Here is a 25,474-nt window from a genome sequence, read left to right as displayed (position 1 = left end):
AAGGACACCAACGCCGAATGAACGCGCTGAACACCCCCCTCGCCGAACTGGACCCCGAGGTCCACGCCGCGCTCCGTGCCGAACTCCACCGCCAGCAGTCCACGTTGGAGATGATCGCCTCCGAGAACTTCGCCCCCTCCGCCGTACTGGAGGCGCAGGGCTCGGTTCTCACCAACAAGTACGCGGAGGGCTATCCCGGCCGCCGCTACTACGGCGGCTGCGAACACGTCGACGTCACCGAGCGGTTGGCGATCGAGCGGATCAAGTCCCTCTTCGGTGCGGGCTACGCGAACGTCCAGCCGCACTCGGGCGCCCAGGCCAACACGGCGGTCTTCTTCGCCCTGTTGAAGCCCGGCGACACGATCCTCGGCCTCGACCTCGCGCACGGCGGCCACCTCACCCACGGCATGCGCCTCAACTACAGCGGCAAGATGCTGAACGTGGTGCCGTACCACGTCTCCGAGACCGACAACCTGGTCGACATGGACGAGGTGGAGCGCCTCGCCAAGGAACACGGCCCCAAGATGATCATCGCGGGCTGGTCGGCGTATCCACGCCAGTTGGACTTCGCGGCCTTCCGGCGGATCGCCGACGAGGTGGGCGCCCTGCTGATGGTCGACATGGCGCACTTCGCGGGCCTGGTGGCCGCGGGCCTGCACCCGAACCCGGTCCCGCACGCCCACGTGACCACGACGACAACGCACAAGACCCTCGGCGGCCCGCGCGGCGGAGTCATCCTCACCAACGAGGCCGACCTCGCCAAGAAGATCAACTCGGCGGTGTTCCCCGGCATGCAGGGCGGCCCGCTGGAGCACGTCATCGCCGCGAAGGCGGTCTCGTTCAAGGTCGCGGCCTCACCCGAGTTCGCCGAACGCCAGGCCCGCACGCTCGCCGGCTCCCGCATCCTCGCCGAACGCCTCACACGGCCGGACGTGGCGGACACCGGGGTGAAGGTCCTCACGGGTGGCACGGACGTCCACCTGGTCCTGGTCGACCTGCGCGACTCCGAGCTGGACGGCAGGCAGGCGGAGGACCTCCTCCACGAGATCGGCATCACCGTCAACCGCAACGCCGTCCCCTTCGACCCGCGCCCGCCCATGGTCACGTCCGGCTTGCGCATAGGCACCCCGGCACTCGCCACGCGAGGCTTCACGGAGGAGGACTTCGCGGAGGTCTCGGACGTGATCGCGCTCGCCCTCCAACCGGCCCCGGACACAGGCGAGTTGCGCACCCGCACGGAGGCCCTCGCCGCGAAGCACCCGCTCTACCCGCACCTGTCCGAGGAGGACGACCCCCGATGACCCCGCGCACCCCGGGCGCCGACCTCCCCGAACACCCCGACTGGCTCTGGCGCACACCCGAGCCGAAACGCTCGTACGACGTGATCGTGGTCGGCGGCGGAGGCCACGGCCTGGCCACCGCCCACTACTTGGCGAAGAACCACGGCATCACGAACGTCGCGGTGCTGGAGAAGGGCTGGCTCGCGGGCGGCAACATGGCCCGCAACACCACGATCATCCGCTCCAACTACCTCTGGGACGAGAGCGCGGGCATCTACGAGCACGCGCTGAAGCTGTGGGAGGGGCTGGAGGAGGAGTTGGACTACCCGATCCTCTTCTCCCAGCGAGGAGTGCTCAACCTCGCCCACAGCCTCCAGGACGTCCGGGACAGCGTGCGCCGCGTGGAGGCGAACCGCCTGAACGGCGTGGACGCCGAGTGGCTCGACGAACGGCAGGTCAAAGAGGTCTGCCCGATCGTCAACATCTCACCGGACGTGCGCTATCCGGTGATGGGCGCCACCTATCAACCACGCGCGGGCATAGCCAAGCACGACCACGTGGCGTGGGGCCTGGCCCGCTCGGCGGACGCCGCCGGCATCGACATCATCCAGAACTGCGAGGTCACGGGCCTGGACATCGTCGACGGCAGGGTGGTCGGCGTACAGACGACACTCGGCCCGATGGCGGCGGGCAAGGTGGCCCTCTGCTCGGCCGGCCACACATCCGTCCTGGCGGCCATGGCAGGCATCCAACTCCCGCTCCAGAGCCACCCGTTGCAAGCACTGGTGTCGGAACTCCTGGAGCCGGTCCACCCCACGGTCGTCATGTCCAACGCGGTCCACGTGTACGTAAGCCAGGCACACAAGGGCGAGTTGGTGATGGGCGCGGGCATCGACTCGTACAACTCCTATACGCAGCGAGGCGCGTTCCACATCATCGAGGAGCAAATGGCGGCGGCGCTGGAGTTGTTCCCGGTCTTCGCCCGTGCGCACGTCCTGCGCACGTGGGGCGGCATCGTGGACGTCACCCCCGACGCCTCACCCATAGTGGGCCTCACCCCGATCGACAACCTCTACCTGAACTGCGGTTGGGGAACCGGAGGCTTCAAGGCCACCCCGGGCGTCGGCTGGGTCTACGCACACACCATCGCCCACGACACGCCCCACCACCTCAACGCCCCCTTCTCGCTCGACCGTTTCACCACCGGCGCGCTCGTCGACGAGCACGGCGCCGCCGCGGTGGCCCACTAGGGAGCCCGAACCATGCTGCTGATCCCCTGCCCCTGGTGCGGGCCCCGCGACGAAGCCGAGTTCCACTACGGAGGCCAGGCCCACGTGGCCTACCCGGAGAACCAGGCCGACCTGACCGACGAGGAGTGGGCCCGCTACCTCTTCTTCCGCGCCAACCCCAAGGGCCCCTTCGCGGAACGCTGGAGCCACGCGGCAGGCTGCCGCCGCTGGTTCAACGCGGTACGAGACACGTCGACGAACGAGATCCTGACGGTGTACAGGTCGGGCGAGCAACGCCCGGCCACATACGAACCACGTCAGGCAAAGTCAGCCCGTCCGGCGTTTGAGGACGAGGCCCTTTCGGGGCCGACGGGGGTCCAGGGGGCAGAGCCCCCTGGGAACGGGACGGGTAGGGGCGGCGGGGGCGAATCTCACCCCTACCGCCACCCCACTCACGGCCGAATCCACCGAGACACCCCCCTCACCTTCACCTTCGACGGCACCGAATACACGGGCTACAAGGGCGACACCCTCGCCTCCGCCCTCCTCGCCAACGGCATCATCCAGACCGGCACCAGCATCAAACTCGGCCGCCCCCGAGGCATCTTCACCGCCGGAGTCGAAGAACCCAACGCGGTCATCCAGATAGAGGCCCCGTTCCCCGAGCCGATGCTCCCCGCGACCACGATCGAGCTCTACGACGGCCTCGTAGCGACCAGCCTCCCCGGCCAGGGCCGCCTCGCCACGGACCCGGACCCGGCCCGCTACGACGCGGTCCACGCCCACTGCGACCTGCTCGTGGTCGGCGCAGGCCCGGCAGGCCTCGCAGCCGCCGCCGCGGCAGCCCGCACCGGAGCCCGAGTCATCCTCGCCGACGACCGCCCCGAACTCGGCGGCAGTCTCCTCGACACAGCCCAACTCCAAGACTGGGTAACGGAGTTGAGCGAGGAGCTCACCACCACCCCCGACGTACGGGTCCTGCCCCGCACCACCGTCTTCGGCCACTACGACGACAACCACCTCCTCGCCGTAGAACGCCGCACGAACCACCTCGGCGCGGCAGCCCCCACCCACGTCTCCAGGGAACGCGTCTGGCGCATCCGAGCCCGCCGGGTCGTCCTCGCAACGGGCGCCCACGAACGCTCACTCGCCTTCGCGGACAACGACCGCCCCGGAGTGATGCTCGCCGCCTCGGCCCGCGCCTACGTCAACCGCCACGGCGTCCTGCCCGGCCGCCAGGCCGTCGTCTTCACCACCAACGACAGTGCGTACGCAGCCGCGTTGGACCTCGCGAGGGCCGGAATCCACATCGCGGCGATCGTGGACACCCGCCCGTCCGGGAACGAGCCGACGGAGTGGGCACGCCGAGCCCGAGAAGCCGGCATCGAGGTACTGACCGGACACGCAGTCGTCGCCACCGAGGGCACCCCGCGACTCACCGCCGTCACGGTCGCCCCGTACGCCGAAACCACAGGCACGACACGGCACTTCGCGACCGACCTCCTCCTGGTCTCCGGCGGTTGGAACCCGGTAGCCCACCTCTTCAGCCAGGCCGGCGGCAAACTCCGCTACGACGACACCCTCGGCTCCTTCGTCCCCGACAGCTGCCGCCAGGCGGTCGAGGTCGCGGGCAGCGCGAACGGCGCCCTCGATCTGGCCGAGGCCCTCGCGCAGGGCGCGGCCGCAGGCACCCGCGCGATCGAGGCCGAGGGCTACACCGCCGAGGCACCGAACCTGCCCCAGCTGCCCACCGAACCCGCCCCCACCCCCGCCATGCAGGTCTTCCTCGTCCCTTCCACCACCGACGCCCCCCGCTTCGTGGACCTCCAACGCGACGTCACCGTAAGCGACTTGACCAGAGCCACCACCGCCGGCCTCAACTCGGTCGAACACACCAAGCGCTACACAACAGCAGGCACCGCCAACGACCAGGGCAAGACCTCAGGCGTCCTGGCGAGCGGGGTGGTCGCCGAACTCCTCGGCGTCGACATCTCTGACCTCGGCACCACAACATTCCGCCCGCCCTACACCCCCGTCTCCTTCGCCACCCTCGCCGGTCGTGACCGGGGCGCGCTGCACGACCCGATCCGTACAACCGCGCTGCACGACTGGCACGTCATGCAGGGCGCCCTGTTCGAGAACGTCGGCCAGTGGAAGCGTCCTTGGTACTACCCGCAGGACGGCGAGGACATGGAGACCGCCGTGTTGCGCGAGTGCGCGGCGGCCCGTGAGGGCGTCGCGTTCATGGACGGGTCCACCCTCGGCAAGATCGACGTACAGGGTCCGGACGCGCCCGTCTTCCTCGACCGGCTCTACACCAACATGATGAGCAACCTGAAGGTCGGCATGATCCGCTACGGCGTCATGTGCCGCCCGGACGGCATGGTCTTCGACGACGGTACGGCCATCCGCCTCGCCCCGGACCGCTACCTGGTCACCACGACCACGGGCAACGCGGCCGCCGTACTCGACTGGATGGAGGAGTGGCACCAGACCGAGTGGCCCGAACTCCGCGTCCACTGCGCCTCGGTGACCGAACAGTGGGCCACCGTCGCCCTGGTCGGCCCTCGCTCGCGCGAGGTCCTCGGCTCGCTCGCGCCCCAACTGGCCGTAGGGAACGACGACTTCCCGTTCATGGCCTGGCGGGACACGACCGTCGCGGGCATCGAGGCAAGGGTGTGCCGGATCAGCTTCTCCGGCGAACTCGCCTACGAGATCAACGTGTCACCGTGGGAGGCCCTCGCCCTGTGGGAGGCGCTGTACGAGGCCGGTGCCCCCTTCGGCATCACCCCGTACGGCACCGAGACCATGCACGTCCTGCGCGCCGAGAAGGGCTACCCGATCATCGGCCAGGACACCGACGGCACCGTAACTCCCCAGGATCTCGGCATGAGTTGGGCGGTGTCGAAGAAGAAGCCCGACTTCATCGGCAAGCGCTCCTACGCCCGCGCCGACGCCGTCCGCCCCGACCGCAAGCACCTGGTCGGCCTGCTCCCGGACGACCCCGCCGCCTTCCTCCCCGAGGGCACCCAGCTGATCGCCGACAGCGTGCTCCCGGCCCCGCCCGTCCCGATGCTCGGCCACGTCACCTCCAGCTACCGCAGCGCCGCCCTCGGCCGCACCTTCGCCCTCGCCCTGATCAAGGGCGGCCGCGACCGCATCGGCGAACGCCTCTACGCCCCGGTGGGCGACCAGTTGATCCCGGTCACCGTCGCGAGCCCCGTCCTCTATGACCCCGAAGGAGCCCGCCGCGATGGCTGACACCGCCCTTTCCGTGCCGCGCCGCAGCCCCCTCGCGGGTGCCGCGGGCGGGCTGGCCGCCGCGACCCGCTCCTCCGGCGGCGCGGTCCGGCTGGCCGAGCTGCCCTTCCTGGCCCAGGTGAACGTCCGGCTCGACGCGAAGGGCGCGGCGGCGGACGCCGTAGGACTCGCTCTTGGTCTGTCCCTGCCTCTGGAGCCCAACACGGTGGTGCGGGCGGGGGAGTTGAGGGCGCTGTGGCTCGGGCCCGACGAGTGGCTGGTGGTGGGGCCGCCGGACACGCAGCGGGACGTGGAGGACCGGATCCGGGCGGCGAGCGGTGACGAGCATGTGGCCGTCACCGATGTGTCCGCCCAGCGGACCACTCTTCTCGTCTCGGGCGCACGGGCCCGCGACCTGCTCGCCCACGGCTGCCCCCTGGACCTGCACCCGCGTGCCTTCGGCGCCGGGCGCTGCGCTCAGACCACCGTGGCCCGCACCCAGGTCGTGCTGGTCGCCCGGGACGAACCCGGGGCCGGATTCTGGGTGTTGGTGCGTTCGTCCTTCGCCGGGTATCTGACGGACTGGCTGCTGGACGCGGCGGCCGAGTACATGCGGGGCGACTGAACAGACCGTATGCCGAAGGCCGTTCGCCCGTCGCCGGGAGAACGGCCTTCGCAGCGTGCCGACTTCAGACCGCCTGGCCGACCTCCACCTCGTCGAGGCGCTTGCTCCTGGGGATCAGGGCGACGAGCACCGCCCCCACGGCGACGCAACCGACCACCAGCCAGAGCCCGTTGGTGAACCCGGCGTCGAGATAGAACTGGGTGCCCTTGAGGACCGCCCCGTGCTGGGCCATCACGACGAAGGCCAGCTGGGAGACGACGATCTGGGCGACGCCCTGGCCGAGGTTCTGGACGCCGTTGGCCAGCGCCTGTTCCTCGGGAGTGACCACCTCGATGATCATGATGGGCACGATCGCCATGGTGATGCCCGTACCCAGCCCCGCGATCACGCCCATCTCGATGATCTGCGGGGCACTGTGGTGCAGATGGGTGCCGATGCCGTAGCCGAGGACCGCGAGTGAGGCGCCGGTGCCCAGGAGGATGCGTGCGTCCAGCCGGCGGGCGAGGAAACCGGTGGCCACTGCCCCGATGATGATCATGGCGCTGATGGGGCTGGTCACGATGGCGTTGTGGGTTCCCGACCAGCCGAGGCCCGCCGAGACGGTGGGGATGTCGGGCATCAGGATCAGGAGCTGGATCACCACGCCGACGGCGCTGAGCGAGCCGGCCGCGATGGACGTGGCCAGCAGAACGGTCCACACGGGGCGACGCCGGGTCATGGAGAGGGGGAACAGGGGTTCGGCGACCCGGCGCTCCACGAAGACGAAGACGACCAGCGCGACGGCGGCTCCGATGACGTAGCCGATGAACTTGCCGCTGCCCCAGCCCCAGTGCGAGCCCTGGCCGACGGCGTAGACGATCGCCGTGACCCCGCCGCCGAGGAGGATTCCGCCGACCCAGTCCATCCGGCCGGCCGCCGCGCGGACCGGGCTCTCCGGCACGAAGGCGCCCACCAGCAGGAAGCTCACGGCGGTGCTGATGGCCATGAACCACAGGACGCCGCGGAAGCCGTAGTCGTCCAGCAGCCAGCCGGACAGGAACGGTCCACCGAAGGCGACGAGACCGACACCGCCGGCCAGGATGCCGCTGGCGACGCCGACCCACTTGCGGGGGAACACATCGCGGGTGATGGCGTAGGCGAGCGGCGCGCTGGCGGTGTAGATGCCCGCGATGCCGCGGCCGATCAGCAGGGTGCGGTAGTCGGTGGCGACTGCGGAGAGCAGGTCACCGACCAGGCCGAGCCCGATGGCGACGAGTAGGACGCGCTTCTTGCCGAAGATGGCCGCTGCCTTGACCACGAACGGCAGGAAGAACGTTCCGGTCAACAGGGTCATCAGGGTGAACCACGCGATCTCCGTGGTTCTGAAGTGGATCGCGATGTCGGCCTGTGCGATGCCGGACAACGCGGCCATGAGCGCGACGAGTTGAACGGTCCACACGAGCGCGATGACCACGAGGGCATTGCGTGCGGTGGAGGGTGGCGTCTCGTCGTCCTGCGGGGGACTGATCTGGGTCTGGGAGGACATCGGCGGCCTTCCGTAAGTGAGCGGAGCGAAGGTCCAGAGAGCCGATAAATTAGACCTAACGGTCGGTACAATCAATAAGTTGCGCAGAAAGAAAACTGATGTTGCGGCGGGCGTCGGCTCCGGGCCTGGTCAGCGGTATCGGGCCAAGTCTTCGACGAAATCGTCAACAATAGAGTCGACGCTATTGCCTGCGGATTACCGGAGAGCTACGTTCCTCGCCGTGCCTGCACGACCCCGGTCCGGCGAGCGAACGGAGTACTCAGCATGCCCAAGCTGTTCAGAAGGTGTCGGTGGAACTCGGCCACCTTCCTGGCCACCCTCGCGGCAGCCGTCGCCCTGGTGATCGGGGCGAGCCTGGTACTGGCCGACAGCGCCACCGGCGGTGCGCAGGCCGCCGACTCGGCCTCGGCGAGAGCCGTTTCGGCGAACACCGCGACCTCGGGCATCGCTCCGGCCATGTCCTGCTCCGGCGTCGCCCAACTCGACCTGGCCGCCGCCGTCCCCGGGGTGCCCTTCGAGATCAGCTCGGCCACCGAACTCGCCGCGAGCGCCAACACCCTTGGCAACTGGGCGGCTTGTGACGTCAAGGGCGTCATCGCCCCGCAGATCCACTTCGAGATCAAGCTCCCCGAGACCGGCTGGCAGGCCAACTACCTCCAGCTCGGCTGCGGCGGCCTCTGCGGCAGCACCAACGTGACCAGCGCCCCGGCCTCGGCCGGCTGCGTCCCGCTGACCACCGGCGCCTTCGCCGTCGCCTCCAGCGACGAGGGCCACTACCAGGGCGGCGGCCTCTTCTCCACCGACCCCACCCTGAGCGCAGACTTCGGCTACAAGTCCGACCACGAACTGGTCCAGGCGGCCAGGGCGATCATCAAGCAGTACTACGGCCGGTCGGCCACCCACTCCTACTTCGACGGCTGCTCCCAGGGCGGCCACCAGGCCCTCACCGAGGCCCAGCGCTACCCGACCGACTTCGAGGGCATCATCGCCGGCGCCCCGGCCAACAACTTCACCGCGCTGAACACCTTCTCGCACGCCTGGACCGCCCAGTCCGTGTACCTGAACGGCGGTCCGGCGACGATCACCAACGCCGACCTGGCCGACCTCCACAAGGCCGTCCTCAAGGGCTGCGGCGCCCCTGCCGACGGCATCATCGCCGACCCGCTCAGCTGCACCTGGGACCCCGGCACCATCCAGTGCGAGGCGGGCCGGACCTCGACGTCCGACGCGTACTGCCTGACCGCCGACCAGGTCACCACCCTGCGCCGCATCTACGCCGGACCCACCGACGAGCACGGCCGACTCCTCTACCCGGGCTACCAGTTGCGCGGCTCCGAGCTGAACTGGGCCGGCATCATCACCCCGGCCACCGCGACCGGCGCGAGCGGCGACATCAGCTTCGTCCGGGAGACTCTGCGCTACCAGGTCTTCGACAGCCCCCAACCGGCCCTGACCTACAAGGACATCAAGTTCACGGCCGCCTACTACGACAAGGTGATGCGGCCCAACGAGGGCATGTACGACGCCACCGACCCCGACCTCATCGCGTTCAAGAAGGCCGGCGGCAAGCTGATCCTCTGGCACGGTCTCAGCGACCAGCACATCCCGGCCGTGGGAACGATGGCCTACTACAAGGCGGTTGAGAAGGTCGTCGGCGGTGAGGCGGCCACCGAGTCCTTCGCCCGGCTGTTCCTGCTCCCCGGTGTCGCGCACTGCGGCGGCGGCCAGGGCCCCGACACCTTCGACGCGCTGACCGCGATCACCGACTGGGTCACCAAGGGCGACGCCCCGGCGAGCCTGACCACCAAGTCGGTCGACAGCAGCGGCAACACCACCGCCTCCCGCCCGGTCTACCCCTTCCCGTACTACGCCAAGAACACCACGGGCGGTCCGGACACCGACGCGAGCAGCTACACCCCGGTCAAGTCCACCGCCGAGGCCGGCCTCGAGCTCAACTGGCTCGGCTCCTTCCGCTCCGGCTACGAGACGGTCGGCAACTGGGTCGGCCGCAAGTGGATCGTCAGCAAGGGCAAGAACTGACGTAGAGGGGAAGCCGACGGGCACGGCATCCATACGTTGCGGATCGTGCCGGGTGTCGTGTCCGTGCGGTCGGCGCAACTCTCCGGCACCATCGAGTCGTTGCGCACCCCCGTCGTGCACCCCCGTCACCCTGGAGCCGTCATGTCACGATCCGAAGCCCGCGTCGTCACCGACCGACCGCAGCGCTACGCCAAGCAGCTCGCCTCCCACCTGGGCCGGCGCAGCGAGACCAGTTGGGACGAGGAGGCCGGGGAGGGGCGTCTCGTCTTCCAGGACGGCACAGGATCGCTGACCGCCACCGAGGGGGCGTTGCTGCTCGCGGTGGAGGCGGAGCCCGAGTTCCTCGATCGGCTGGAAGACGTGGTGGGCCGGCATCTGGTCCGCTTCGGCACCAAGGACGAGCTGGTCGTCGAGTGGCGGCGGGACAACGGCGAGCCCGGCAGCAGTCAGCGCAGCCCGGGCGACACTGCCTGAGCCGCGGTGACGGTCCAGGTCAGGACACGCAGCCCACGTGCGCCAGCGCCTGCTTGAGCAGCACTCCGTGCCCGCCCGGCATCTCGCTGCGCAGCGCCTCCGAGGCGGCCTCCTCCGGGCTGAACCACACCAGGTCGAGAGCGTCCTGCCGGGGCCGGCAGTCACCGGTGACCGGCACGACGTAGGCGAGGGACACCGCGTGCTGCCGGGGGTCGTGGTACGGGGTGACGCCGTGCGTGGGGAAGTACTCGGCGACCGTGAACGGCTGCAGCGAGGTCGGGATGCGGGGAAGCGCGACCGGGCCGAGGTCCTTCTCCAGGTGGCGCAGCAGGGCGTCACGGACCCGCTCGTGGTGCAGGACGCGGCCGGAGACGAGGGTGCGGTTCACCGTGCCGTCGGGGCCGATGCGCAGCAGCAGGCCGATGCTGGTCACCTCGCCGCTGTCGTCGACGCGGACGGGCACCGCCTCGACGTACAGGATCGGCATGCGGGCGCGTGCCTGTTCGAGGTCGTCGGCGGACAGCCAACCGGGCGTGGTATCGGTCATGTCAGACATTGCTTGATCATACTTTCAGTGTCCGTCGGATAGCCGGTAGACCCGGCGGGCGTTGTCCGCTCCCGCCCAGCGCGCCAGTCGCAGCGCGTCGGACAGGCCCACTTCGCCGGCGTCCACCCGGTCCTGGAGAAGATCCCCCAGACCCCGGCGGAACGCCAGCGCGCCGAGCCCGTAGAACTCGGCCAGACCATAGGCGTCGGAGCTGTACAGCAGTTTGCGGAAGGGTGTGATCTCCAGCGCCTCAGCCAGTACCGCCCGAGCCCGGACCGGACCTACATGATGCAGGGTGAGTCCCACATCCAGGTACACCCGCTCGAAGACGGCCGCCAGGTAGCCGGCCTGGCGCTGGTACGGCCAGCAGTGCAGTAGCAGCACCGGGATCGTGCCGGAGATCAGGTGCAGCCAGTCCGTGAGGAGAGCCGGGTCGGTGCGGTGCAGCCGGATGTCGTTGTCGCCGAAGCCCGTGTGGAGCTGGAGGGGGAGCCCCAGGTCGACCGCGGTCCACAGCAACTCCCGCGTCAGCACCGGGTCTTCGAGCCGTCCGCCCCGGGCCAGCCAGCCGCGGGCCGCCCGGGTCACCTCCGCCTCCGAGGGCCGGGCGGGGTCGAGATCGAACCCGGTCCGGTACGCGGCCACCGACTTCACCCCCACCACGCCCGGCCGCCGCACCGCGTCCAGGGCGGCGGCCCGGAACGCGTCCGCGTACCCGTCCGGCTCGACACCCCGCGCGGCCACACCCTCCGCGACGGTCTCGAGTCGTACGACCTCGTGGGCGACCGCACCCGCCGCCCCGGCGAGTTCGGCGGGCGTCGTGATCGCGTGCGGGGCGAACCCCGTGTCGACGCAGAACACACCCGTCCCCGCGGCGGCGAGGAAGCGCCGGTTGACCTCGTCCGTCCCCAACTCGGCCCGCCGGGCGAGGTATTCGTCGGCGGGCGCGTGCCGCTCCAGGTCCAACAGGGGTGCGCAGTAACGGCGTACGGCGATCCCGACCGGGCTGTCGAACGGTGAGATCCCGCTGCCGGGCCAGACGTCGCCCTCGGTGAGCAGCGACTCGAAGGCCGTCCGGTCCAGGTCCTCGGTGACGACTCCGTGGCAGTGGTGGTCCACCAACTCCAGCGCGGCGAGCGCCTCGTGGACCGGTCCAATGCCCATCGTCAGTACTTCCAGCGGTAGGCCGCCGCGATCCGCTCGTCGTCCAGCTCGGCCACGGCCGCGATCTCGCCCTGTCGTACGGCGATCACCGCGTCGGCCAGGACCGGTCCAAGTGCGGCCCGCAGCAGCTCGTCCTTGCGGAACTCGGCGACCGACTCGGCCAGCGAGGTCGGAAGTCGCCGTACACCACGGGCCGTTGCCTCCACCGTGCCGAGGTGCGCGGGTTCTCCGGTGGTCTCCTCGGGCAGGGCGGCCGACGAGGTGAGGCCGTCGAGTCCTGCGGTGATCAGGCAGCCGAGGGCGAGATAGGGGTTGGCGGCCAGGTCGACCGGCTTCACCTCCAGGTTCGCCGCCTGGGCACGCAGCCCGGCCGTACCGGTGACGACACGCACCGCCGCCTCGCGGGTCTCGCGGCCCCAGGCGGTGAACACCCCCGCCCACTGGGAGGGTTGGAGGCGGAAGTAGCTGGCCGGGCTCGGCGCGGTGACGGCGGTGAGGGCCGGGAGGTGGGCGAGGACACCTGCCGCGAACGACTCGGCCCCGGCCGTCATGCCGTAGCGCCGGTCGCCCCCGGTGTGCAGGTTCGCGCCGTCGCGCCAGGCGGAGAGGTGGATGTGCCCGCCGTTGCCGACGCCCTGGGCGAGGACGGCCGGCGTGAACGAGGCGCGCAGGCCGTGCCGTTGGGACACCGCGCGCACGGTCTGCCGTACGAGGACACTGCGGTCGGCCGCCGCAACCGGGTCGAGCGCGCCCACCGACAGTTCGAACTGCCCGGCCGCGTACTCGGGATGGAACTGGTCCACGTCCACGCCCTGCGCCGCCAGGGCCGACAGCAACTCGGCGCCGTAGTCGCTCAGTTCGACCTGCCGGGTCGCGCTGTACGCCGGGCCGGTCGTGGCGGGGACGAACTCGCCGACGGGTGCGGTGTCCAGGCCGAGCACCCACTCGATCTCGATGCCCGACCGGAAGGTGACCCCGTGCCGCCGCTCCGCGTCCGTGACGACGCGGCGCAGGAACGTGCGGCTGCAGCCGGGGTGTCGCTCGCCCTCCTGGGTGATCCGGTCGACCGGCGCCCAGGCCCAGCCGGGCTGCCCGGCCAGGACGGCCAGCTGGTCGAGGTCGGGGTACAGGCGCAGGTCGCCGTCGGGTGAGCCGAGGACGTCGGTGGTGACGATGGAGTCGTTCGCCAGGAAGGTGTCGAACACCGGGGACATGCCGACGCCCCAGGCCGCGGCCGAGGCGAGCCTCGCGGTCGGGACCGTCTTCACCCGGCCCACGCCCGCGGTGTCGACGTAGGCCAGGACGATCCCGTGCACCCCCCGTCCGGTCAGCTCCGTGGCCAGTGCGGTGGCGCGCTCGACCTCGCCGGGGCGTCCGCCGGGCAGTGGGTCGGCAAGGGTGGTCATACGTCCTCCACGGTCGCGTCCTGGTCGGCTGCGCCGTCAGGGTTTCACGGCCACCGCTCCGAACTGCGGTACCACGGCCGGGGAGTCGGAGTCCGGGCGCCACTGCGAGCAGGGCACCAGACCGGGTTCGAGGAGGTCGAGACCCTCGAAGAAGGCGGCGACGTCGGCGCGGCTGCGGGCGGTGATCGGGGGAGTGGCGTTCTCGTTCCAGAACTCCATCGCCGGGACGTTGCCCTCGCCGCCGAGGTCCGCGTCGAAGGTGGGGTGGGTGAGGACCAGGAAGCTGCCCGAGGGGACCGCGGCCATCACGTTGCGCACGACCTCCCGCGCGGCCTCGGTGTCGAGGACGAAGTTCAGGATGCCCAGCATCATCACCGCGACGGGACGCTCGAAGTCCAGTGTGGCGGCGGCGCGTTGGACGATCGTCTCCGGGTCGTGAGCGTCCGCGTCGATGTAGTCGGTGACGCCCTCGGGGGTGCTCGTCAGCAGGGTGCGGGCGTGGATCAGCACCAGCGGGTCGTTGTCGACGTACACGATCCGAGCGTCCGGTGCGACGCGCTGGGCGATCTCGTGCGTGTTGTCGACCGTCGGCAGCCCGGTGCCGATGTCGAGGAACTGCCGTACCCCGAGCTCGCCGGCCAGGAACCGCACCGCCCGGCCGAGGAAGTCCCGGTCGGCGCGCGCCACTTCACGGATCACCGGGAACATGCCGGCCACGTGCTCGCCGACCCGCTGGTCGATCTCGTAGTTGTCCTTGCCGCCGATCCAGTAGTTCCACACACGCGCGTTGTGCGCCACGCCGGTGTTGAGCCGGGTCGGTCCCTCTGCCGGGGTGTCGCTGTCACTCACGTCCTGGCTCCTTGTCGCCCGCGTTGCCGTCCCCGCCATTGTGCCGCGAGTTGATCACTGGGCCCAGGGATTCGCGACGATCGGGCGCATGTTCGTCGGGGGTCGGTGAACTGTCAGTCCAGGTTGCCGGGTTGGGCGGGCGGAGTCTTGCCGGCCAGGATGTCCTTCAGGCGCGAGGTGCCCTGCTCCAAGGCGGCCTTGGTCGTACCCGACTCCGTGCCGTTGAGGCCGCCCGACGTCACGGTGATCGCGTCGGTACCGACCCGGACGACCGCCAACTGCAGGGTGAGCGTGGTGGGTTGGGAGGCGCCTGTGCTGGTGACGGTCACCTGGAGACCCTGCCGGGCGTCGCCCACGGCGGGCACGTCGTCCTCGATGACCTGGACCGTGCGCCGGCCGCCCTTGGAGTCGGTCGCGGTGAACTGGTCGCACTTCACCGGCAGCGTCTTCAGCCAGTTCAGGGAGGCGCCGAGCCTGGCGCGGTCGTAGGCGGCGACCTGGTAGAGAAGCCGGGACTCGCTCTGCTCGAACCCGGTCAGCGCGGACGCGCCGGACGGCTTGCCGAGGAGATCGTCGCCGTAGAGCGCGTCGAGCAGTTTCTGGCAGTCGACCGCGTTCGTCTTCGCGGTGAGGAGGGCGCCGACGTCCACCTTGCCGATGACGAGCTTGTCGCCCCAGGTCGCGGCGTCCTTGACCTGCGTCCAGTTGTCCTCCAGGTCGGCCTCGCTGATCAGCGCGGCCCGGGCTCCCGCCTCGGTGAGGACGGGCGAGGCGGACCTCCCGGTGCGGGGCGAGGCGAGCGGGGACTTCGCGGCGAGCGGGGAGGCCGCGATGTCCGAGGCGCCGTCACCGCCCGCACTGCCACCGCTGCCGCCGGAGCAGGCCGCGCAGGTCAGCAGCGTGCCCGCCGCCAGGGCTGCGGCGAGGACACGGACGGGGCGGGAGGACGGGCGACGGCGCATGACGGGGCCTCCAGGGGGAGTGGCGGTCCCCCTCAGGGCACCATCGGGCCGCCCGGCCCTCCAGCGCAGGGGGCCGTTCGGGTGAGAGGTGTGGTTGTCAGGGCGCGCCGTCCGGCGGCGGCTCGGACGGGCTGGAATGCCGGTGCGGCAGATGCAGATGGTGCTCATGCGGCGGGTGGGGTTCGTGTTCCGCGCGTCGCGCCCGTTCGGCGAGCCCGGCCTCCAGCACATGCACCGTGCGCCCGCCGCACTTCGGGCAGACCGCGTCGGCGAGCGGCGACCTCATGGCCCTGCCCTCCTCGTCGACGTACTCCTGCGTGGTCAGACCGGAGGCGTCGGTCGGGTCGGTGAAGAACATGACCTGAAAGGTCGCCTCCCAGAAGTGGCCGCAGTCACCGCAGGTGAACGCGAAGGTCTCCGGAACGGCTCGGGGTTCCGCCGTCATGGCACGGTCCTCCCTCTCGACGGGGCGGGCAGTCGGAGCAGGCAGCAGTGCCCTCCAGCGCACAACGCCGAACGTCGTACGGCAACTCGAACGCCCCGTCCGGCATGCCCGCACCCGCGCCCGCACCGACACTGGCCCCAGGCCCCGGCACCGTGACGCGAAGGAGTGACCATGCTGCCCGGATTCCTCACCAGGGCGGTCGAGTTGCTGCTCGGCCGGGAGGGCCGCTCCCTCCATCTGAAGGCGGCGGGCGCGGCGACGGCGGTCCTCGGCGTGGTGATGCTCATCGGCTCATGGGCCGTGGTCGCCGCCGAACACGGAGCCCGCGGCGCCAACCTGACGACGTACCCGAGGGCCCTGTGGTGGTCGATCGAGACGGCGACGACGGTCGGGTACGGCGACTTCTATCCGGTCACGCTGTGGGGCCGTGTCGTCGGCTCGGTGGTGATGGTCGTCGGCATCACCACCTACGGCCTGGTCACCGCGGCCCTGGCCACCTGGTTCGTGGGCCGCGAACAGCGCCGACGCCATCATCTCGCCCACGGAGCAAAGGAGTTGAGCGAGGAGACCGCCCGCGCCCTGCACGAACGCTTCGACCGGCTGGAGCGGTTGCTCGCGGGGCAGCGGGAGAACCCGTGACGGCGGATGGCCCCGGCTACGCGGTCAGCGGCAGCGCGCGGAAGGTGTACCCCTCCCACAGTCGCCGCGAGGTCTCCTCGGGGTAGGCGCTGACCACGGGGTGGGCGTCGAGGATCTGCACCGACCGCCGATCGGTGTCGTAGGCAGGCCAGCCGGGGTCGCCGGTTCGCGCGAACTCCGCCCAGGACGACCGGAATCGGGACGACAGCGCCAGGGCCTCGGGGGAGGGCTCGACGTCGGCGAACAGCAGATTCCCCAGGTCGGCGGTGAACGTGCCGAACAGCAGCGGGATGTCCAGGCCGTGGCAGGCGCCCAGCACACCGCCCAACCCCGGGGCGGGCCAGGTGAGTTCGTAGACATGCGCGCGACCGCCGCCGGCGAGTTGCGCCTCGGCCAGGTGCAGCGAGGGGGCGCCGAACAGCCAGTCGGTCTGGATGCGTTCGTACAACTCCCCGGGTGAGGCGTCCGGGAAGGCGTCGAGGTACGCCGCCTCGGCGTCCGGACCGGGGCCGAACCGCCGCAGCGCCGTATTCGCGTCCGCCGGCCCGATCTTCCCGGCCTGCCCGGAGAGTACGACGAACAGCCGGTACTCCTCCCTGTTGTGACCGACCATCAACTCCACTTCTCGGGCCGCACCGGCCGCCAGCCCCTCCCAGGGCGCGACGGGCAGTACCTCGCCGTCCACGACGGGCGAGAACGGCGTCACCGTGTGGACCACCGAGCCCCAGCGGTCCTCGTACTGGGGCATCTTGGGGCCCAAGGTCTCGCCCAGCGAAGGCAGTTGGCGCGGGTCCACGGTCGCCAGGTCGGCGGCCGTGGGGCGCAGTCCCGCCTCGGCCGCCAGCGCGACGGCGATGTCCTTGGCCAGCGAGTCGGAGAAGAAGGTGCCGGGCACGCTCTGCGCGATCGCCCGCCGGAACAGTCCGGACGCGCTCGGCATGACCAGCAGCGAGGCCACCGATCCGCCGCCGGCCGACTCGCCGAAGACCGTGACCTGCTCGGGATCACCGCCGAACGCCGTGATGTTGTCCCGCACCCACTCCAGTGCGGCGACCTGGTCGAGCAGCCCCCGGTTGGCGGGCGCCCCCTCGATACGCGCGAACCCCTCAATTCCGACACGGTAGTTGAGGCTCACGACCACGACATCGCCGTCGCGCGCGATGTGCTGGGCGTCGTAGCCGGGGCTGCCCGCGTGCCCCAGTTTGTAGGCGCCGCCGTAGACCCACACCATGACCGGACGGCGGGCCGCAGGATCGGGGGCGGGTGTCCACACGTTGACGGTCAGCCAGTCGTCGCCCGTCGGTCCGGGCAGCACGCCCCGGCGGCCCTGGATGCCGGACTCCTGCGGGGGTGGCGGCCCGAACTCGAGGGCGTCGCGCACACCGTCCCAGGCGCGTGCCGGGCGCGGTGCCTGGAACCGGGCGTCCCCGACGGGCGGTTGGGCGAACGGGATGCCGCGGAAGACCGCGAGCCCGTCCTCCAGCCGTCCGCGCACCGCGCCGGCGGCGAGCCGCACCACGGAATCGGCGGCTTTGTCACGGGAGTTGGTCGTCATCGTGGACTCCTCGCTGGGGAACGACGGGCGCGCGGGCAAGCCGAGGGCGGTCGCCGTCCCGCCGGGTGCGGGGCGGCGACCGCCGTGTGCTCGATGAACCAGAATGCCTCAGGCCTTGGCCTCGGAGACCTCCGGAGCCGAGGTCGGCGTCTCGTCGGCCGGTGTCTCGACGGCCGCGCGGGCCTTGGGGATCAGGCTCGCGAGGAAGAAGGCCAGCAGCGCGGCGCCCGCACCGATCGCCATGACCACCTTGAAGCCGTTCTCCGACGGAAGCGCGGCGCCGCCGAAGTCGGTGGTCATCTGGGCCAGGATCACACCGGCGATGGCGCTGGCGAAGCTGGTGCCCAACGACCGCATCAGGGTGTTGAGGCTGTTGGCGGCACCGGTCTGGGACGGGTCGACCGCGCCCATGATCAGGGCGGGCAGGGCGCCGTAGGTGAAGCCGACACCCGCGCCGATGATGCAGGAGACGAGGATGAGGTGCCACACCTCGGACATCAGCAGGATGTTCAGGGCATAGCCGGAGGCCACGATCAGTGCGCCGATCATCAGGGTGACCTTGGGGCCCTTGGCCTTGGTGACACCCGCCGACACCGCCGACATGGCCATCATGACCAGACCCTGCGGAGCCAGCACCAGGCCGACCGTCAGCATCGACTTGCCCAGGCCGTAGCCGGTCTGCGTGGGCAGTTGCAGCAGCTGGGGGAGGACCAGGGACATCGCGAACATCGAGAAGCCGAGGGCGATCGAGGCCAGGTTGGTGAAGAGCACCTGCGGCTTGGCGGTCGTGCGCAGGTCGACCAGCGGCTGCGAGCTCCGGAGCTCGTACCAGCCCCAGGACAGCAGGATCACGACGGCGGCGGAACCGAGGACCAGGGTGGTCGCGCTGGTCCAGCCCCAGTCGGAGCCCTTGGAGATCGCGAGCAGCAGCGAGACCAGTCCGGCGGAGAGGCCGAGCGAGCCGACCAGGTCGAAGCGGCCTCCGGTGCGGACCTTGGACTCGGGCACCAGGACCAGGACCAGCAGGAAGGACAGGACACCGAGGACGGCGGAGATCCAGAAGAGGGAGTGCCAGTTGTAGTGGTCCGCGATGAAGGCGGCCGAGGGCAGACCCAGGGCGCCGCCGACGCCGAGCGAGGCGCTCATCAGGGCGGTGGAGCCGGCCAGCCGGTCACTCGGGAGCACGTCCCGCATGATGCTGATGCCGAGCGGGACGACCGCGGCGGCCAGCCCCTGGAGCGCGCGGCCGATGACCATCGGGACCAGTGAGTCGGCCAGGGCGCACACGACCGAGCCGGACACCAGCAGCACGATGCTGGTCAGCAGCATCCGCCGCTTGCCGAACATGTCGCCGAGCCGCCCCACGACCGGGGTGGCCACGGCGGCGGCCAGCAGGGTGGCGGTGACCGCCCACGCGGTGTTCGACGCGGAGGCGTCCAGGTACTTCGGCAGCTCCGGGATGATCGGGATGACCAGCGTCTGCATCAGCGAGACGACGATCCCCGCGAAGGCCAGCACCGCGACGACGGCGTTCGACCTCGGCGGAGCGGAGGAACCCGCTTCGGCGGGTCGGGCAAGGGCGTCGGACATGGCAGAGCCTCCATCGGGAACGAGCTGCGACGATCAGGGACGAGCAGACTTGCTTGACTCACTCAACCATAATGAGATTGATTGAGTTACGCAAGTACATCTTGGGTGTGGGTCGGTGAACGGGGGAGCAACGGCAGCTCGGTGACCACCTCGAAGCCGCCCTCGGGGCGATGACCTGCGCGGAGCCGGCCACCGGCGGAGAGCGCCCGCTCCCGCATCCCGATGACGCCGTACCCGCCACCGGCGGCGGGGGAGGAGGGTGCTGCCGTACCCCCGCGGTCGGTGACGGTGATGCCCAGCCGGTCGTGCGAGTAGCAGAGCCGTACCTCGGCCGAGCCGGTGCCCGCGTGCTTGGTCACGTTGGTGAGCGCCTCCTGCACGATGCGGTACGCCGTGAGATCCGTACCGGCGGAGAGCGGCTGCGGCCTGCCCTCCGTGCTGACGCTGACGACGAGCCCGGCGGGCTCGAACGAGGCGGCCAGCTCCGGGAGTCGGGCCAGACCGGGCGCGGGCCCCGAGGGCGTCTCCGAGTCGTCCGCGTGCCGCAACAGGCCCACGGTGGCCTTGAGTTCGCGGACGGCCGACAGCGTGGTGCCCGCGAGTTCGCCGGCGATCCGCTCGGCCTCCTCGGGGCGGCTGCGCATCAGCCGTACGACGGTGCCGGCCTGGAGGTTGGCCAGGACGAGGTGATGGGCGACGACGTCGTGCAGATCGCGGGCGATCCGCATCCGTTCCTCGGTGACACGGTGCCGGACCTCCTGCTCGCGGGTGCGTTCCGCGTGCTCGGCGCGGGCCTGTACCGCCTCCAGATAGGCCGCGCGGAGCCGGGTCGTGGTGCCCAGCGAGGTGGGCAGCAGCAGCCAGAAGACGGGACCGAGCAGTTTCAGAACCAGCGGTTCGTTGTTGGGGCCCACGATCAGGGCGGTGCCCACCAGCAGGGTGATGCCGGCGGCGGTGAAGAGGTTCGCGGTGGTCCGCTCGGAGCGCAGGGCCAGCGTGTACAGCGCGACCATCAGCGGCCCGATCACCAGGACCGTGACGATGTAGCCGAGCCCGGCCACCACCATCGCGCAGCAGAGGGTGACCACCACGGTGGTGCGCGGCAGGGTGCGCCGCCACAACAGGGCGAGCGAGGCGAGACCCGAGACCAACACGCCGGGCCACCAAGGGACTTCGAGGTCGCGGCCCGGGATCGTCAGCATGCTGCCGGGGAAGGCGCAGGCGAGGAGTACGGCGGCGAGGACCAGGTCGACGGTACGGGGATGGCAGCGCAGCACCCGCTGCAGGCGGTGGATCATGGTGTGGGGGTCCTGTCCGAGGCGGCCGGACGCGCGCCGGGTGGGACCGGCGCGCCGTCCGCTGCTCGTCTACTCGTCGAAGGTGACGACGATCTTCTCCGCCGCGCCCGGCGTCAGCGCGAGCTCGAAGGCGTGCTCGACCTCGCCGAAGGGCACCCGGTGGCTGATCAGCTTGGCGAACCGCTCGTGGTGCTCGACGATCTCCTGGGTGACCTCGAAGATCTCGGTGGGGTAGCCCTGCGAGGCGATCAGTGTCAGCTCGCTGCGCAGCATCCCGCCGAGGTCGATGTCGGCGCCCTTCTTCTGTACGGCGACCATGACCAGCTTGGCGCCCCACTTCGCGGAGTCGACCGTGGTGTTGACGACGGCGGCGACACCGGCGGCGTCGATGTAGATGTCGGTGCCGGGACGGGGCTGGCCGAGCGCGTTGGCGGCCTGCCCGTGCAGCTCGGTGAGGCGTGAAGTCACGTCCTCCTCGGCGGAGTTGATGACGGCGTCCGCGCCGACCGCGAGCGCGGTCTCCAGGCGGGAGGCGATGACGTCGGCGACGACGACGTGCTCGACCCCGCGCAGCTTCAGCCAGATCGCCGCGCCCAGGCCGATCGGCCCGGCACCGAAGATGACGACCTTGTCGCCGGGCTTCGCCTCGGAACGGTTCACGGCGTGCCGGGCCACCGCCATCGGCTCGTTGAGGGCGGCGACGTCGAAGGGCACGGTGTCGGGGAAGACGGTGACGCTCTTGCCGACCTCGCAGTCCTCCAGCAGGAGGTAGTCGCTCATGGCGCCGTGCTTGCCGCCGCAGCCGATGATCCCGGAGGGCGAGCCCTGCGGGTTGACGACCACCCGGTCCCCGGCCTTCAGTCCGTCGACCTCCGCGCCGACCTCGACGATCTCACCGGCCGGCTCGTGGCCGAGGGGGACCGGGACCATGGCACCGCCCGCTCCGAAGGGGCCGCCGGCGATGTGCAGGAAGAACGTGTCGGTACCGCAGATCCCACAGGCGCGGATCTTCATGAGGGCGTCCTTGGGCCCGGGCGCCGGACGCTCGACGTCCACCACGTCGATCTTGTCTACGGCGCCGGTCTGGACGGACTTCATCGTGGCCATGAGGGAGCTCGCTTTCCATGTGCGTGAGGGGTGTCACCGGCCCCGGCGGTGGACGGGGGGAGTGCTCCGACCGCCGGGACCGGTGACGGCGCCATACTCCGTCCCCACGGCGTACGGCGCGACGGGGACACCTCCGCTTCGGTGACCCCAGCTCTGGACTTGCTTGAGTTAGGCAACCATAAATGCATTACTTAAGTCAAGCAACCGTTTCGACCTTGCTTAACTCAGGCAAGTACCTGTTACGGTGGACGCATGTCCACACCGCCACCCGCAACAGCGTCCGTCCCGGCGGACGTAGTCGAGATCGAGCGGGTCCTGACCCGGATCTCCTATCTGGCCGGGCGGGCCCGGCAGCACGAGCGTCTGATGGCGCTGGTCGGGCTGCCCCTGGACCGGGCCGCCGTGGCGATCCTGCGCTACATCGCCGAGAGCGAGCCGCTGCGCCCCGGGGTCCTCGCGGTCCGGATGTCGGTGGAGGCCTCCCATGTCACCCGCCAGCTGCGGCAGTTGGAGCAGCTCGGCCATGTGGTCCGCATCCCGGACCCCGACGACGGCCGCGCCCAGCGCATCCAGCTCACCGACAGCGGACTGGCCGCCGTCGACCGCATCCGGGACGTGAGTCGCAGAGGCATGGAGATGGCGCTGGCGGACTGGTCCTCGGAGGATCTGCGCCAACTCGCCGCGCTCTTCCACCGGTTGGTCGACGACTTCGTCACGCACGCCGAAGCGGCCGTGGACATCTCGGCCTGACGGCCTAGGGACCGGGGCGCACCTGGCCGTGCTGCCAGGCCCAGGCCGCGATCTCGACGCGGTTCCGCGCGGCCAGTTTCAGCTGCACGCTGGAGAGGTGCGTCTTCACCGTGGACAGGGAGACATACAGCTCGGCGGCGATCTCGGCGTTCGTCCGGCCGAGGGCGACCAGCCGGACGACCCCGGCCTCGCGGTCGGTGAGCGGCTCACGCAACGCCGGTGCGGGCGGGGCCGGTTCGGGTGCCGCCGCCGTCGTGTCGGTGAGGTGCCTGAGCAGCCGGACGGTGACCGAGGGCGAGACCAGCGAGTCGCCGGCCGCCGCCGCCCGGACCGCCTCCGCCAGCAGCGTCGGCCCCGAGTCCTTCAGCAGGAACCCGCAGGCACCGCCGCGCAGCGCGCCGTACACGTACTCGTCGAGGTCGAAGGTCGTCACCACGACCACCCGCAGCGGATCGGCCACGTCCGGTCCCGCCAGCAACCGTGTCGCCGCCAGACCGTCCAGCTTCGGCATCCGGATGTCCAGCAGACACACATCGGGCCGCTCGCGCCGGGCCAGCGCCACGGCCTCCTCGCCGTCGACGGCCTCGGCGACCACGGTGATGTCGGGCTGCGCGTCCAGGAAGAACCGGAAACCGGTACGGACCATCTCCTGGTCGTCGGCGATCAGCACGCGGATGGGCGGGGCGGGGACGGTCATGGGTCGATCATGCCTCAGGGGGAAGGGGGCGGTCGGTGTCAGTCCGTCGCGTGGGCCGGGTCCGCCGTGACCGCGCGCAGCAGCGGGCGGCTCGCGCCGATCGCCGCGAGCATGGCGAGGGCGCCGAGGGTCACGCAGACGGCTAGCTGTACGGCGCCGGAGGTGCTGATCGTGCTGCCCGCCGCCTTGTTGACCTGGACGGCGGCGTACAGACCGGTCGCGGTGGTGCCGCCGGCCAGCACGAGCAGCGGGAGCACCGTCTCACGGACCCTGGCCCGGTCCAACACCCTCAGCGGGGTACCGGACAGCCGCAGCAGACCGTACGTACGGCGCCGGTCGAGGACGTTCGCGGCGGCGGTCAGGCCCGCCGAGGCCGTCGCGACGAGGAAGCTCACGGCCAGTGTGGCGGTGCCGAGTTGGGCGAGGCGGTCGCTGACGGCCGTGTCCTGCGCCTCCGCGTAGGCACCCGCGTACGGCAGCCGTCCCGCGCCGAGCGGCTGGAGGACGGTGACGGCCGTGTCGAGGGCGGCCGGTCCGCCGGAGACACGCGCGACCACGCCGTCGCTGCTGCCGAGCAGGAAGCCCTCGTCGTCCGTGCCGACGGTCGCGTCCACGCCCGCCGCGCGCAGCAGCCGACGAGCCTCGCCGACCGCGTGCCGTGCGTCGGCGGCGTTCGCGGTCGGGACGGCGACCTGGCCCCGGTGGTCGAATCCGACGATGCCGAGCAGCCCGACGGTGAAGAACCCGGCGACGAACCCCGCCAGCACCAGACCACTCACCGTCCGCCAGGCACCGCGCGGATCGTCGCTGAGCCGACGGGCCGCCAGCAGGGTCGCCGGGCGGCGGGCGAACCGCCCCACGACCCGGCCCAGCCGGTCCACGATCCATGGCCCGAACATCCAGAACGCGCCGTAGAACAGCACCATCAGCGCGACCAGTGTCCCCGGCTTCAGGGCGCTGCCGTCCGTGCTGACCCGGATGTAGACCAGCACCGCAACGAACAGCACGAGCCGGACCAGCCGGGTGCGGCGCGGGTCCGACTGCTGGGCGACACCGAGCGGCGAGGACGCGACCTGACGCAGCGTCGACATCGCGCTCACCGCGATCAGCCCGGCCACCCCCACCACGACCGCCGCCACCCACGGCAGTCCCACCCACAACTGCCCGACGTACCAGGTCCCGATGCCGTACGGCACCTCGGCGAGCGCGGGCAGCAGCGCCCCGTAGGCCACCGCACCCACCAGGGCACCGGCCGCCCCCACCGCCGCCGCCTCCACGCCGGTCATGGCGAGGATCTGCCGGGGAGTCGCCCCCGCGAGCCGCAGCGCCGCGAGGCGTTGTTCCCGGCGGGCGGCGCCGAGCCGCCCGGCCGCAGCGGCCAGCACGATCACGGGGACGACCAGGAGACCCACACCGAGGAGTACGGCTGCCTGGTCGTCGGCGGTGAACACACTGCGCCGGGTACCGGCGAACCCGGAGACGACGGAGCGTGCCGTCAGCCCGTCGTCGTAAATGCCCTGCCTGTCGGCCGACTTGGAGACCGTCGGGTCCGTGGGAGCCCGGCCGATCACCGCGACGAGCTCGTCGGGCGAGGCGAGCCCGGCGGCGCTGATCGTGGCGTAGGGCGTCGACTTCGGGAAACGGTAGGCCAGTTGGGTCGGGGGGAGGGTGCGGAGGAGTCGTGCGAGTGCCGGGGAGACGTACCAATCTCCCTGCTTCGGGAAGGAGTTCAGGCCGGGTGGGGCGGGTGTCCGTGCGTGGTGGGGGAGTTGGGCCAGGGAGACGACGGTGATCGGTTCGTCGCGGACGTAGGTCGTGGTGAGGGCCTGGATCGCGGTGCCGTGGCGGTCCGGGGCGGGGGTGCGCCAGGCGGTGCGGTCGGCGCGGGCGCCCGCGCCCAAGTAGGCGGCGAGCAGGGTGAGTAGGACGAGGGAGCCCACGGCGGCCGCGGCGGCGGCGAGGAGTTGGCTCTGTAGGCCGCGGCGGCCGGAGGACCTCGCGAGGTGCCAGGTCAGGTGCAGAACGGGGGAACGCATCGAGGGCTCCGGGGGC

The 25,474-nt window shown here is 71.0% G+C and carries 21 protein-coding genes; 8 read left to right on the top strand and 13 right to left on the bottom strand.

Annotation, left to right across the window (positions count from 1 at the left end):
* Nucleotides 1–17 precede the first annotated feature (17 nt).
* Genes glyA through SSP08S_RS27600 form a run of 4 tightly spaced genes read left to right on the top strand, consistent with a single transcriptional unit; the run spans nucleotide 18 to nucleotide 6,374 of the window.
* On the top strand, nucleotides 18–1,301 hold the full coding sequence (gene glyA, locus SSP08S_RS27615; protein WP_019070880.1) for a serine hydroxymethyltransferase: 1,284 nt from the start codon (nucleotides 18–20) through the stop codon (nucleotides 1,299–1,301).
* The gene (locus tag SSP08S_RS27610; RefSeq protein ID WP_019070879.1) at nucleotides 1,298–2,530 is read left to right on the top strand and encodes a sarcosine oxidase subunit beta family protein; all 1,233 of its coding nucleotides are present in this window, start codon (nucleotides 1,298–1,300) and stop codon (nucleotides 2,528–2,530) included. The genes glyA and SSP08S_RS27610 overlap by 4 nt, the downstream gene beginning before the upstream one ends.
* Before the next feature lie 12 nt (nucleotides 2,531–2,542).
* Nucleotides 2,543–5,770, top strand: a complete 3,228-nt coding sequence (locus SSP08S_RS27605) for a sarcosine oxidase subunit alpha family protein (RefSeq protein WP_019070878.1) — start codon at nucleotides 2,543–2,545, stop codon at nucleotides 5,768–5,770.
* Entirely contained in the window at nucleotides 5,763–6,374 is a 612-nt protein-coding gene (locus SSP08S_RS27600; protein WP_026178874.1) for a sarcosine oxidase subunit gamma, read from the top strand. The genes SSP08S_RS27605 and SSP08S_RS27600 overlap by 8 nt, the downstream gene beginning before the upstream one ends.
* A gap of 64 nt (nucleotides 6,375–6,438) precedes the next feature.
* On the opposite strand, the gene SSP08S_RS27595 is transcribed toward SSP08S_RS27600, so the two are convergent.
* Nucleotides 6,439–7,899, bottom strand: coding sequence for an MFS transporter (locus SSP08S_RS27595; RefSeq protein WP_019070876.1), 1,461 nt, complete (start codon nucleotides 7,897–7,899; stop codon nucleotides 6,439–6,441).
* Between the two features lie 264 nt (nucleotides 7,900–8,163).
* Here SSP08S_RS27595 and SSP08S_RS27590 point away from each other — a divergent pair, with 264 nt between their 5' ends.
* Both SSP08S_RS27590 and SSP08S_RS56090 read left to right on the top strand, forming a co-directional pair.
* Entirely contained in the window at nucleotides 8,164–9,939 is a 1,776-nt protein-coding gene (locus SSP08S_RS27590) for a tannase/feruloyl esterase family alpha/beta hydrolase (protein ID WP_019070875.1), read from the top strand.
* A 141-nt stretch (nucleotides 9,940–10,080) separates the two neighbouring features.
* Nucleotides 10,081–10,413, top strand: coding sequence for a DUF2218 domain-containing protein (locus SSP08S_RS56090; RefSeq protein WP_043259746.1), 333 nt, complete (start codon nucleotides 10,081–10,083; stop codon nucleotides 10,411–10,413).
* Nucleotides 10,414–10,432: 19 nt separating this feature from the next.
* On the opposite strand, the gene SSP08S_RS27580 is transcribed toward SSP08S_RS56090, so the two are convergent.
* From SSP08S_RS27580 to SSP08S_RS27555, 6 genes are all read right to left on the bottom strand, one after another.
* Nucleotides 10,433–10,960, bottom strand: coding sequence for an NUDIX hydrolase family protein (locus SSP08S_RS27580; RefSeq protein WP_019070873.1), 528 nt, complete (start codon nucleotides 10,958–10,960; stop codon nucleotides 10,433–10,435).
* A gap of 24 nt (nucleotides 10,961–10,984) precedes the next feature.
* Nucleotides 10,985–12,124: an amidohydrolase family protein gene (locus SSP08S_RS27575; RefSeq protein ID WP_019070872.1), complete on the bottom strand. Its 1,140-nt coding sequence runs from the start codon at nucleotides 12,122–12,124 to the stop codon at nucleotides 10,985–10,987.
* Nucleotides 12,125–12,126: 2 nt separating this feature from the next.
* Nucleotides 12,127–13,530, bottom strand: coding sequence for a glutamine synthetase family protein (locus tag SSP08S_RS27570; protein ID WP_019070871.1), 1,404 nt, complete (start codon nucleotides 13,528–13,530; stop codon nucleotides 12,127–12,129).
* A gap of 36 nt (nucleotides 13,531–13,566) precedes the next feature.
* Entirely contained in the window at nucleotides 13,567–14,379 is an 813-nt protein-coding gene (locus tag SSP08S_RS27565) for an SAM-dependent methyltransferase (RefSeq protein ID WP_019070870.1), read from the bottom strand.
* A gap of 113 nt (nucleotides 14,380–14,492) precedes the next feature.
* Nucleotides 14,493–15,341, bottom strand: coding sequence for a hypothetical protein (locus SSP08S_RS27560; protein ID WP_019070869.1), 849 nt, complete (start codon nucleotides 15,339–15,341; stop codon nucleotides 14,493–14,495).
* 97 nt (nucleotides 15,342–15,438) lie between these two features.
* Nucleotides 15,439–15,786, bottom strand: a complete 348-nt coding sequence (locus SSP08S_RS27555) for a hypothetical protein (RefSeq protein WP_019070868.1) — start codon at nucleotides 15,784–15,786, stop codon at nucleotides 15,439–15,441.
* Between the two features lie 171 nt (nucleotides 15,787–15,957).
* Between SSP08S_RS27555 and SSP08S_RS27550 the strand changes: the two genes are divergently transcribed.
* Nucleotides 15,958–16,425 carry a potassium channel family protein gene (locus SSP08S_RS27550; protein ID WP_019070867.1) on the top strand — a complete coding sequence of 156 codons (468 nt, stop codon included), beginning with the start codon at nucleotides 15,958–15,960 and terminating at the stop codon, nucleotides 16,423–16,425.
* 16 nt (nucleotides 16,426–16,441) lie between these two features.
* Here the strand turns inward: SSP08S_RS27550 and SSP08S_RS27545 are convergent, their stop codons facing one another.
* The 4 genes from SSP08S_RS27545 to SSP08S_RS27530 form a co-directional block, all read right to left on the bottom strand.
* The gene (locus SSP08S_RS27545) at nucleotides 16,442–17,980 is read right to left on the bottom strand and encodes a carboxylesterase/lipase family protein (protein WP_019070866.1); all 1,539 of its coding nucleotides are present in this window, start codon (nucleotides 17,978–17,980) and stop codon (nucleotides 16,442–16,444) included.
* A gap of 108 nt (nucleotides 17,981–18,088) precedes the next feature.
* Entirely contained in the window at nucleotides 18,089–19,570 is a 1,482-nt protein-coding gene (locus tag SSP08S_RS27540) for an MFS transporter (RefSeq protein WP_019070865.1), read from the bottom strand.
* 86 nt (nucleotides 19,571–19,656) lie between these two features.
* Entirely contained in the window at nucleotides 19,657–20,868 is a 1,212-nt protein-coding gene (locus tag SSP08S_RS27535) for a sensor histidine kinase (protein WP_019070864.1), read from the bottom strand.
* A gap of 69 nt (nucleotides 20,869–20,937) precedes the next feature.
* Nucleotides 20,938–21,975: a zinc-dependent alcohol dehydrogenase gene (locus tag SSP08S_RS27530; RefSeq protein ID WP_019070863.1), complete on the bottom strand. Its 1,038-nt coding sequence runs from the start codon at nucleotides 21,973–21,975 to the stop codon at nucleotides 20,938–20,940.
* Nucleotides 21,976–22,227: 252 nt separating this feature from the next.
* Here SSP08S_RS27530 and SSP08S_RS27525 point away from each other — a divergent pair, with 252 nt between their 5' ends.
* Nucleotides 22,228–22,725 (top strand): MarR family winged helix-turn-helix transcriptional regulator, encoded by a 498-nt coding sequence (locus tag SSP08S_RS27525; RefSeq protein WP_019070862.1) that lies wholly within the window; start codon nucleotides 22,228–22,230, stop codon nucleotides 22,723–22,725.
* A gap of 4 nt (nucleotides 22,726–22,729) precedes the next feature.
* On the opposite strand, the gene SSP08S_RS27520 is transcribed toward SSP08S_RS27525, so the two are convergent.
* Both SSP08S_RS27520 and SSP08S_RS27515 read right to left on the bottom strand, forming a co-directional pair.
* Entirely contained in the window at nucleotides 22,730–23,422 is a 693-nt protein-coding gene (locus SSP08S_RS27520) for a response regulator transcription factor (RefSeq protein WP_019070861.1), read from the bottom strand.
* Between the two features lie 38 nt (nucleotides 23,423–23,460).
* The gene (locus SSP08S_RS27515; RefSeq protein ID WP_019070860.1) at nucleotides 23,461–25,458 is read right to left on the bottom strand and encodes an FtsX-like permease family protein; all 1,998 of its coding nucleotides are present in this window, start codon (nucleotides 25,456–25,458) and stop codon (nucleotides 23,461–23,463) included.
* Between the last annotated feature and the right edge of the window lie 16 nt (nucleotides 25,459–25,474).

Origin of the sequence: Streptomyces hokutonensis (genome assembly GCF_000376565.1) — a bacterium.
GTDB classification, from domain to species: domain Bacteria; phylum Actinomycetota; class Actinomycetes; order Streptomycetales; family Streptomycetaceae; genus Streptomyces; species Streptomyces hokutonensis.
This window is presented reverse-complemented; position numbering and strand designations above follow the sequence as displayed.